This is a genomic window from Lysinibacillus telephonicus, assembly GCF_003966145.1.
Taxonomy (GTDB): domain Bacteria; phylum Bacillota; class Bacilli; order Bacillales_A; family Planococcaceae; genus Ureibacillus; species Ureibacillus telephonicus.
Genome location: NZ_RXNR01000099.1, coordinates 1 through 11,095, shown reverse-complemented (window position 1 = coordinate 11,095; position 11,095 = coordinate 1). Strand labels below are relative to the sequence as shown.

The window sequence follows — 11,095 nt, the reverse complement described above, 5'->3', positions numbered from 1 at the left end:
TTTACTATTATAATAACAAACGAATGAAGTCAAAATTAAAAGACCTAAGCCCGGTGGAATACCGAACTCAGGTCCTTGGAGTAGCCTAATTATATATGTCTAACTTTCTTGGGTCAGATCAATGGGACAATGCTTTTAAAAAAATCAATTGAATTAGGAAGTGTGAATGGAATATCGTACGCGAATTGGTTAGTAACCTTTAAAAATATTTCGCTAAATGTTTATTGTTTTGCAGTTGACGGAGTATTAATCGATACAGGTTCAAGATCCTTAAAGAAACAATTCCAGCCATTTTTACTCGAGTCAGATATTGATCAAGTAGTAATTACACACATCCATGAAGATCATAGTGGGGGCGCATCCGTTATTAAGGAACATCGTAATGTTCCAATTTATATTCATGAAATGTCAGTAAAAGAGTGTGAAACAAATCCAGATTATCCGCTGTATAGAAAAGTATTTTGGGGTAAAAGGAAGCCGTTTCAAGCAAAACCGATTGGCAAATCCTTTTCATCGAGAAATTCTGTTTGGGAAGTAATCGAGACACCAGGTCATGCAAAAGATCATCTTGCTTTCTTAAATCAACAAACAGGACAATTATTTTCAGGAGACCTATTCGTTCAACAAAAGACTAAAGTCATTTTAAGAGATGAAAGTATTCCGACAATTATACAATCGATAAAAAGGTTACTTACTTATAATTTTGAAGAACTTTACTGTAGTCATGCTGGTTTTGTTAAAGATGGTCGAGGAATGTTAGAGAACAAACTAGAGTATTTACTAGAACTTCAACATAAAGTACTTACACTTTATAAGGAAGGGAATAGTGTTCAACAAATTCAAGGCCAGCTATTTAAGAGAAAATACCCGATTACAAATTTATCTTTTGGTGAGTGGGATTCAATACATATTATTACTTCAATACTAAAAGATATAAAACAACTAATTTAAAACAATATTTTCAAATAAACCAATTTTTTATGAAACTTTTACAAGGCTGGTACGACTAATTAAACGAATAGTTTTTGAGAGGAGCGAAAGAGAAATGAAAAAGGCTATACCTTTTCTTCTAACTTCAGCAATGGTAAGTGGTTTTATGCTTTCTCCAGCTGTATATGCTGAGAATAATGAGAGCATACCAATTGCAGAACAAGAAGTTGAAAATTACTTTACTGTTGCAGGGGAAATTAAAAAAATAACAGAGGAACCATCTGGAAATTATTTTGCAGCAGTTGAAAATGGTGAACAACAATTTGGATTTTACTTCAATGACACAGTGAAAGTATTTGACAACACTGGAAAACAAGTGGAGTTAAAGGAAGGAATGAACATTACTGCATTCGTTGATGCGAATAATATCATGCTTATGATTTATCCACCTCGCTATTCACCAGATGTAGTAATTGTTCAAACAGAACAACAAGGAACGGCTGAACTGCAACAATTTGATGAAAATCTTTTAAACAAAAAGAAAGATTTAAAAATCTTTGTTAATGATCAAACGATTATTGAAAATTTAGCTGGGGTAAAAAAATCAAAAGAAGACATCATAAAGAGAGACGTACTTATTTTTTATGATATTGTCTTAGAAAGTTACCCTGGTCAAACAACACCAAAAAAGATTGTTATATTAACCGAATATTCTCAAGAAATTGAGAATGCAATCGCCATTGCAGAAAATGACTTTTATGAAGTGAACGGTGAAAAAATGATTCCACTTCGACTTGTATCAGAACAACTAGGATTTAAGGTAGAATCTAATGGAAACGGTGCAATTATTTCCAAAGGAAATCTATCTTTTACAATTACACGAGGTTCAACTGCTTATGGCTACAATAAAGCTTTAGGATATTTTAAAGAAGCACCAGCTTTATTGGAAGAAAATAAAACATATGTACCTTATGAGTTTTTAGAAAAATTAATCGAAATTAGTGAAGAATAAATTAATTGGCTACCAACCAAAATGACTACATACATCTTTTTGTATGTAGTCTTTTATTTTTCTAAAATAATAAAGAAGTTTTGAAAACGCCTTCATAAAAGGAAATAAATAGGAATTGGTACTATGTGAAAATATACACAATTAACAGAAAAAGATACATTAAGTAAAAAATATTCATTTAATTTAGAAAATCTCGTTATTTAATATTGACTTTATTTAAGTGAAGTAATATTATACAAAAATATAGAGAAAATTACAGAATTTGTTTGGAAAGGGTGGGCTTTGTGGATTTAATGAAAAAATCGATTGAAATGCACGCACAGTACAAAGGGAAAATGGAGGTTATTTCAAAAGTTCCGGTAATGGATACATATGACCTAAGTTTAGCGTATTCACCGGGTGTCGCAGCTCCATGTATTGAAATTGATAAAAATAGGTCATCTGTTTATGACTATACAATGAAGGGGAATTTTGTAGCGATTGTTACAGATGGTTCTGCAGTTTTAGGATTGGGCGATATCGGTCCAGAAGCGGCGCTACCTGTAATGGAAGGGAAAGCGTTATTGTTAAAGAAAATTAGCAATGTTGATGCAGTACCTATTTGTTTAGATACGAAGAACGTTGATGAAATTGTAAGAACGGTAAAAGCAATTTCCCCTACATTTGGTGCAATTAATTTAGAAGATATTTCCGCACCACGTTGTTTTGAAATTGAAAATCGCCTTCGCAAAGAGTGTAATATTCCTGTTTTTCATGATGATCAACATGGTACAGCAATTGTAGTAGCTGCTGGATTAAAAAATGCAATGAAGATTGTAGGGAAAGAAAAAGAGCTAACTAAAATTGTCATTAATGGAGCAGGAGCAGCAGGAATTGCAATTTTACGTTTATTACTACAGATTGGCTTTAAAAATATCATAATGTGTGATTCGACAGGAATCATATATAGTGGCAGGCCAACAGGCATGAACCCTGTAAAAGATAAAATTGCTCACCTAACAAACCCGGAAAATTTACAAGGAAGTTTAAGTGATGCACTTGTGGGGGCTGATGTTTTTGTTGGTGTATCGGTTGCAAACTTGTTGACTGAACAACATATTCAGTCCATGAACCAAGACCCGATTGTTTTCGCAATAGCAAACCCAAATCCAGAAATTACTTATGAAAATGCTAAAGCATGGGGTGTACGTATTATAGGGACTGGCCGTTCTGATTATCCAAATCAAGTGAATAATATGCTGGCATTCCCTGGTATATTTAGAGGTGCATTAGATGTCCGAGCAACAGATATAAACGAAGAAATGAAGCTTGCAGCGGTAGAAGCCATCGCATCACTCGTATCCGATGAAGAACTTCATGAAGAGTTTATTATTCCGAAAGCATTGGATGAACGGGTGCCAGTTGCAGTTGCTAAAGCTGTTGGAGATGCAGCAATTCATTCAGGAGTATCAAATCTATTTCCATCACCAATAAAAGTGAATTAAAAAAACATAGTTTTGATATTGAAAAGAAAAAATTTTCCTGGACAGATACTCAATAAATAAAAAAGAGAGATTGTTTCAAAATTACTTGAAACAATCTCTCTTTTATTCGTAAAACGGCAAAAGTCCATATATTTTTGACGTTTTGTCTATTTCTATTATGTAAAATATTTGTAATAATTACGTTAATGAGAATGATAATCAATTAAGTGTGATTATCATTCCCATTGAAGAAAAATAATTAGAGGTGTAAACATGAAAAAATATTGGGCATTTGGTGCAGCAGCACTATTAACATTAGCTATAGCAGGGTGTGGATCGTCAGAAGACGGCAGCAGCACTTCTTCAAGTACTGAAGTTAAAACAGAAAACACGTCAAAAGAAGCAACATCAGCTGCTACACAGACAATTACATATTTAGATAAGGAATATTCTGTTCCTGCAGAAATTAACAATATCGCAGCAGCAAGTTTAGAATCAATGGAAGATGCAGCAATGTTAGGTATTAAACCTGTGGGTGTGTTGCAGGTAGGTGGTGCTATTCCAACCTACTTAGAACAAGAGTTGGCTGGAGCACAATTAATAGGAGATAAAATGGAGCCGAATGCAGAAGCTATTTTGGCACTAAAACCGGACGTTATTATTGGTTCATCAAAATGGGGTGAGGATGTATTTCAAAAAATGAATAAAATCCAAACTGCCATTCCTTATTCTCATATCTCAACAAACTGGAAAGATAATTTAACTTTATTAGCTGGTTTAGCGGGAAAAGATGAAGAAGCAAAGCAAATTATTGCTGATTATGAAGAAAAGGCGACGGATTTAAAAACGAAAGCAAGTGAACAATTAGTTGATAAAAATATTTTAATTATCCGTATTCGTGGTGGATTAATGTACATTTACCCAGAAGGAGTATATTTAAACCCAGTATTATATGAGGATTTAGGTGCGCCAGTGCCAGAAGTGATTAAGGCTGCTAAAGCACAAGCAGAAATTACATTAGAAACATTGGCAGAAGTAAATCCTGATGCAATCTTTTTACAGTTTGAAACAACTGAAAATGCCGAAGCATCACAGGCATTAGAAGAACTACAAAGCAATCCAATCTTTTCAAGTATAAAAGCAGCTCAAAATAATCAAGTATTTGTTAATGTAATCGACCCAATGGCACAAGGTGGTACTGCATGGTCAAAAGTTAAATTTTTAGACGCAGCTGCTGAAAAACTTCTACAATGACAGAGCTGGCAGTTTGAGCTGGTTTAGGCCATCTCTACTGCCAGTTTTTATGTAGTTAGAAAAGCAGTGGGACTTCATATTATCAAGGGGTAAGCAGCACAGAGTCTCTAGAGTAGTAAGGTGTAGCGTTAATGGGGAGCACACAAATATAATGCGCTTATTTTATCATTTTTAGAAAAAGGTGTGAACGTTGAAAAAGACAATTCATTTACCAATACTTATCATTATATCTTCTCCAATTTTTATTGGAATCATCACATTGATATCTATTTTATACGGTACAAAAGATATTAGTGCTATAACCGTATGGGAAGCAATAACGAATTTTGATAAAGCAAATATTGATCATCAAATTATTCGCACAAACAGAATTCCACGAGCAATTGCTGTACTATTAGTCGGTTCATTTTTAGCGGTTGCCGGGGCTGTGATGCAGGGAATAACTCGAAATTTTTTAGCATCTCCTTCATTAATGGGTGTTAATGATGGCTCAGCATTCGCTATTACATTGGCTATCGTGTTTCTTCCTGGACTCCCTAATTATCAAATGATTTTAATATCGATGCTTGGTTCAGCATTAGGGGCTGGACTCGTCTTTGGGTTCGGTTCGCTCATTCGAAATGGTTTATCTCCTGTTCGACTAGCGATTATAGGGACGGTGATTGGATCATTTTTAAGTAGTATTGCGACAGCGATAGCAATGTATTTCCAAGTTTCACAAACTATCAGTGCCTGGTATAACACAAAAATACATACAGTAGATTTGAATATGCTTACACTATCTATCCCATTTGGAATATTTGGACTTTTGTTAGCCATTGTTTCAGCACGGGCGATTACAATCACATCTCTAGGCGAAGACATTGCTATCGGCTTAGGGCAAAAAACAAAAATAATAAAAATAATCAGCATGTTAAGTGTCGTTTGTTTAACGGGTACTGCAGTGGCACTAGTCGGGAAAATAGCTTTCGTAGGGTTGGTTATTCCGCATATTACGAGATTTATTGTAGGCGTAGATTACCGTAACATTATTCCGTGCGCAGCAGTGTTCGGAGCATTTTTCTTATCATTATGTGATTGTTTTAGTCGATTTATTAATTATCCTTTTGAAACGCCTATAGGGGTAGTTACAGCTCTTATTGGTGTGCCATTCTTCTTATATTTAATTCGAAAATTTGGAGGTGAGAAGCGTGGCTAGGAGATCATTTCATCTATTTGTGTGGAGCTCTGTTTCACTGGGTTTATTAATTTTAGCAGCTAGTTATTTACATATTACTAACGGTGTTTTTGATATGTCAGTAATAGATGTAGCAAAAACATTACTTCGGATTAATTCAAATAAAGAATTTGATCTAGTTATTTTTGAATTTCGATTGCCTCGTATTGTCATTGCAGTGTTGGTTGGGGTAGGGCTTGGAATAGCAGGCGTTGTTTTGCAAGGGATTACTCGAAATGGTCTTGCAGATCCCGGGATTCTGGGAATCAATGCCGGGGCTGGAGCAGCAGTTGTCATCTTTATGTTCTTCTTCCAAGTAAGACTGATTGATTCGGATATGAGCAGCTGGCTATTAATTATGATGATGCCAATTTTCGGATTTATAGGGGGGACAATTGCAGCAGCTCTTATTTTTGCTTTTGCATTAAGACATGGACACTTAGATATGCAGCGATTAATTTTAACTGGTATTTCAATTAATAGCGGGTTTGGTGCCCTATCAATGTATTTATCTTTAAAGATGAACGAAAAGGACTTTGAATCCGCTGCAGTTTGGATGGCTGGAACAATTTATAATGCGAATTGGATTTTCGTTATCGCAATGTTGCCATGGCTGTTGATTCTAGGATTTTACATATACAAAAAAGCCTATTTGCTGGATTATTTTCAACTCGATGAAGTAAATATGACGAGTTTAGGAATTCATGTTGAGAAAGAAAAGATAACCTTGCTACTAGCATCTGTTGGATTAGTAAGTGCGTGTGTTTCTGTATCAGGAAGCATTGGTTTTATTGGGCTTATGGCTCCGCATATTGCTAGACAACTTGTTGGCATCCAACATAAATATGTTATGCCAATCAGCGCTTTAATAGGAGCAGGACTGCTTATACTAAGTGATTTTATCGCGAGAACTATTTTTGCCCCTGGCGAGTTAGCGGTAGGAATTGTTGTGTCAATTATAGGAATTCCATATTTCATGTATTTACTCGTAAAGGTAAAAGACTAGGAGGGATATTATGGCTATCGCTTTTCGTATAGAGGATTTAATAGCGGGCTATGAGAAATCAATTATTTTTGAAGGATTAAATGCGGTCATTCCAGAGGGAAAAATAACGACAATTATTGGTCCTAATGGCTGTGGAAAATCAACGCTATTAAAAACCATTGGACGTATTCTAAAAAAGGAGAGGGGGGAGATTTATCTGCTGGAACAAAATATGCAAAATCTTTCTACGAAAGAAATCGCAAAAAAAATGGCGATATTATCACAATCCCCATCCGCACCTTCTCAATTAAAGGTTGAGGAGCTTATATCTTACGGAAGATATCCACACAGAAAAAACGTCAATCGCCTAACAAAGAAAGACATAGAAATGATTGAATGGGCAATGGACGTTACGAAAACGACAGAGTACCGGAATCGAGAATTGGCACAACTTTCAGGTGGACAAAGACAAAGAGTATGGCTAGCAATGGCATTAGCTCAAGAAACGGATATTTTATTGCTTGATGAACCAACAACTTATTTAGACATGGCTCATCAAATTGAGGTATTAAATATTGTACAGGAGTTAAATGAGCTGCACGGATGTACGATTGTGATGGTTCTACATGACATTAACCACGCAGCGCGTTACTCACATGAACTCATTGCAATGCGGCAAGGAGAAATTATCGAACATGGCTCAGCAGATGAAGTCATTACTAAAGAAGTATTACAAAATGTATTTCATATAAATGCGAAAATCCTGCATGATGAAGAAACTAATAAGCCAGTTTGCTTTACATACGACATATTAAAAAATGAAGTTTCAGCTCTTTAGGAGGGGAATTATGGGTGATTTTTTAATAAGCTCTAAATTTACAAACTATCAATATACAATTTATGTTCATGTTCCAGATATTGAACAGCCAAAAGAAGGTTTTTCAATTATTTATATACTTGATGGACTTTCTTATTTTCCATTAGCTAAACAAGTTGTTAAATTACAGTCACGAAATACTTTAAAAACAAGGGTGGAAGATTCAATAGTAGTTGGTATATGCCACCAAGAGGAAACAATGCGTAAGCGACGATTTTACGATTTTACTGCCCCGAGTGAAAAGTATCAATTTCCAGAGCGTACAAAAGGGAAATTAGATGACTTAAATGAGTTTGGTGGAGCAGAAAACTTCTCTCGTTTTTTAATGGATGAATTAAAGCCGTTAATCGAAACTAAATACCCGGTAAATAAAAATAAGCAAACCATTTATGGGCATTCTTTGTCAGGTTATTATGTACTTTGGAATTTTTTAACGAAGCCCCAATCCTTCCAAACATATATTGCAGTAAGTCCGTCAATTTGGTGGAATAACAGGGAGTTATTTCGTATGCTAAAAGACACTTCGCTCGATGAACTTGCTCCTCTATTTATCATTGTAGGGGAAAGAGAGGGATTTATGGTTGAGGATGCAAAACATTTTTATGAAGAGATTCCAAGCATGAATAAGCAGCTATTTGTTGCAGATGATGAAAATCATGCTTCGGTTGTGCCTACAACTTTAAGCAGGGCATTTCGTTTTTGTTCGGAAGTGGGCTTAAATCGATAAAATAAAGTAAACCCCAATTCTAGTTAAAATCTAACAATTGGGGTTTATGCTTTTAATGAACAGCTGCGAAAACAAATATATATTAATTAAATATGATCTATCTCTTCTGTTAATTGTTCTAATTGGTCTATTAAAGAACCGATAAATGCAATGGTATCACGCAATGGTTTATCTGTAGTAATATCAACCCCTGCCATTTGTGCAAGCTCAATAGGTGTTTTTGTACCTCCTGCTTTTAACACGTTAACCCAATCTTCAACAGCTCTATTGCCTTCCCGAAGAATGCGTTGAGAAACCTGAGTAGCAATTGTAAGTCCTGCAGAATACGTATAAGGATATAAGCCCATATAGTAGTGTGGCTGGCGCATCCAAGTAAGTTCTGCCCCTTCAATAATCTCCACGTCATCGCCCCAGAAGTCTTGTAAAACAGAACGTTTTAATTTATTTAAAATCGATGCATTTACACTGCCGCCTTCATCTATTATTTCATACACTTTGCGTTGGTATGCTGCTTCTAAAAGGTGGGTTACAAAATTGTGATAGTACGTACGAGCCACAATAGTAGATATAACCCATCGTTTAAAACGGGCATCGTTCGAATTTTCTAATAAGTAGTTTGCCATCAGCATTTCATTCATTGTAGAAGGTGCTTCGATAAAATAAAGAGAAGGGCGTGCATTAAAGACATTTTGTTCAGCATTTGCTAAGTAAAAATGTCCTGCATGACCTAATTCGTGAGCAAGAACAAATACTTCGTTCATCCGAGAAGTCCACGAAATCAATATAAAAGGGTGATAACCATATGGGCTTGAACAAAAGGCTCCGGTTGATTTCCCATGATTCTGGGCAAAATCGATCCAACGTTCGTCAAATGCGCGGTCAAGCATTTTCTGATAGTTTTCACCCATTACGGCAAGCCCTTTTTTCATGTATGCCCGTGATTCTTCGATAGAAATCCTTGGTTCATAGGTTGGATCTAATGATATTTTTAAATCAGCAAATGTCATAATTTCTAAGCCGTGAACCTTTTGCAGAAGTTTTGCGTAACGGCGCATATGAGGAGCTAATTCTGCAGTAATTAAATCAATTTGGCGATTATAAAGCTCTCTATCAACTTCTTGGTTATAAAGTAAGAAATCAAAAATAGACTTATAACCACGTAAGTCTGATTCAGTTTTTTCAATTTTTAAATGCATATCATATGTTTTGGCTGTTGTATGTTGATATTGGCGTAATTTAGTCGAAAATGCTTCAAAAGCAGCTCGACGTATTTCTGTATCGGATTCCAGTTCCCAATCCCCTTCGAACAGATTATAACTTAATGGATAGGTTTTTCCATTTACTTCAAATTGTTCGAATTGGATATCTACTAATTTTGTTGTGTTATATAGTTCATAAGGAGCATCAAAAGTAGCGCCAAAAGCTGCCAATGCTTTTTCAGCGTCTGGATGGAGTAGATAAGACTTTTTACGAATTAGCTTTTCAATGTAGTGAGCAAAATCAGGTGAAAGATTTTTAGCTTCTATAAGAATTGCTTCTTCTAATTGTAATAATTCGCTTGTTATAAAGGAAAGGTCAGCATTGATTTTAGCAAAAACCTGTCCGACCTTAGCTGAACGCATTTGTGCTGCATCATCTGTTTGGTCGACGCTATATGCTAAGCTTGCGTATGTTCTAATAGGAATCATCTTCTCATTTAAATTTTTATAAGCAGCTAAAACTAATAGAACCTTTTTCGCGTCGGTAATTTTGTTTTTAAAATTTAGTTCAATAAGGTTAGCTTCCTCAATAACGGTTTTAATAGCTTCCTCAAATAATTGCTCAGTTGCAAAAAGATGCGTTAAGTCCCATGTTTCTTCAATCTTCACTTCATTTCTTTTAATCATGTTAAACCCCTTTCTTTACGGAATAATAAAGTTTTAATGATCAGTCTCTTTTCTTATTCCGGTGGTCGAAATAAATTGTACCATAGTTTTACATAGTATTATAGTTGTTGATTGAAAATTCTAACTTTTGAGAAAGGGAAAGGTCCAATCCTAAAAGTTATTTTGGACGAACCCTCTGAGTACAATTAACAAATCTATAGCAAAACAGAAGTAAAAATAATGATAATTAAAATTGGAACAATAATCAGTAATAACAATATTAAACTTGAGATGAGGAGGATAAAAAAGGATTTCCAATAAGGTATATTATGTACTTCTGAAACGATTGGAATAGTAATAACAAGACACCAAATAGTGATAATAAAATTAAGCACTAGGTCAATCGTTGGAAGAAAGAACATGCCATTTTCATAGTCATAAAATAAACTAATTGGTTCGATAAACAGCCATATAAGATAAAAAGGAATCATAAAAACATAAGGAATGTTAAATAAAGAGATTGCTTTGAAAATATCTTTATATTCACCTATACCTTTAAATAATTTTCCAATTAACCATAACTCTAAAGCAAATAAACTATTAGATAAAAGGCCAAGAATGGGCGATAATACAATAATTAATAATTGTAAACGTCAACCCCAAATGAACATTTTTTGCTCATTTACGATGAACACTTTTGATTAGTTGAAAATCTTTTGTTGATGTTTTAATCGGTGACTTTCGTTGTTCATATGAATAACCTCAA

At 34.8% G+C, this 11,095-nt stretch carries 11 protein-coding genes; 9 read left to right on the top strand and 2 right to left on the bottom strand.

All coding sequences use genetic code 11. The annotated features are described in order from the left end of the window. From EKG35_RS21680 to EKG35_RS19310, 9 genes are all read left to right on the top strand, one after another. A partial coding sequence (locus tag EKG35_RS21680; protein ID WP_148103526.1) for an IS3 family transposase occupies positions 1-89 on the top strand: 89 nt, incomplete at its 5' end. Between the two features lie 19 nt (positions 90-108). Then, on the top strand, positions 109-951 hold the full coding sequence (locus tag EKG35_RS19345) for an MBL fold metallo-hydrolase (RefSeq protein WP_342774128.1): 843 nt from the start codon (positions 109-111) through the stop codon (positions 949-951). A gap of 94 nt (positions 952-1,045) precedes the next feature. Then, complete coding sequence (locus EKG35_RS19340) at positions 1,046-1,942, top strand: stalk domain-containing protein (RefSeq protein ID WP_126296179.1); 897 nt, start codon at positions 1,046-1,048, stop codon at positions 1,940-1,942. Positions 1,943-2,226: 284 nt separating this feature from the next. Continuing rightward, on the top strand, positions 2,227-3,426 hold the full coding sequence (locus EKG35_RS19335) for an NAD(P)-dependent malic enzyme (protein ID WP_126296178.1): 1,200 nt from the start codon (positions 2,227-2,229) through the stop codon (positions 3,424-3,426). A 252-nt stretch (positions 3,427-3,678) separates the two neighbouring features. Next, complete coding sequence (locus EKG35_RS19330) at positions 3,679-4,659, top strand: ABC transporter substrate-binding protein (protein ID WP_126296177.1); 981 nt, start codon at positions 3,679-3,681, stop codon at positions 4,657-4,659. 190 nt (positions 4,660-4,849) lie between these two features. Next, positions 4,850-5,857 (top strand): FecCD family ABC transporter permease, encoded by a 1,008-nt coding sequence (locus EKG35_RS19325; protein ID WP_126296176.1) that lies wholly within the window; start codon positions 4,850-4,852, stop codon positions 5,855-5,857. Further along, complete coding sequence (locus EKG35_RS19320; RefSeq protein ID WP_126296175.1) at positions 5,850-6,881, top strand: FecCD family ABC transporter permease; 1,032 nt, start codon at positions 5,850-5,852, stop codon at positions 6,879-6,881. The genes EKG35_RS19325 and EKG35_RS19320 overlap by 8 nt, the downstream gene beginning before the upstream one ends. 10 nt (positions 6,882-6,891) lie before the next feature. Continuing rightward, positions 6,892-7,698, top strand: a complete 807-nt coding sequence (locus tag EKG35_RS19315) for an ABC transporter ATP-binding protein (RefSeq protein ID WP_126296174.1) — start codon at positions 6,892-6,894, stop codon at positions 7,696-7,698. A 10-nt stretch (positions 7,699-7,708) separates the two neighbouring features. Continuing rightward, the gene (locus EKG35_RS19310; protein ID WP_126296173.1) at positions 7,709-8,464 is read left to right on the top strand and encodes an alpha/beta hydrolase; all 756 of its coding nucleotides are present in this window, start codon (positions 7,709-7,711) and stop codon (positions 8,462-8,464) included. An 86-nt stretch (positions 8,465-8,550) separates the two neighbouring features. On the opposite strand, the gene pepF is transcribed toward EKG35_RS19310, so the two are convergent. Then, positions 8,551-10,350 (bottom strand): oligoendopeptidase F, encoded by a 1,800-nt coding sequence (gene pepF, locus EKG35_RS19305; protein WP_126296172.1) that lies wholly within the window; start codon positions 10,348-10,350, stop codon positions 8,551-8,553. A gap of 194 nt (positions 10,351-10,544) precedes the next feature. Then, the gene (locus tag EKG35_RS20760) at positions 10,545-10,964 is read right to left on the bottom strand and encodes a YIP1 family protein (RefSeq protein WP_281274647.1); all 420 of its coding nucleotides are present in this window, start codon (positions 10,962-10,964) and stop codon (positions 10,545-10,547) included. Between the last annotated feature and the right edge of the window lie 131 nt (positions 10,965-11,095).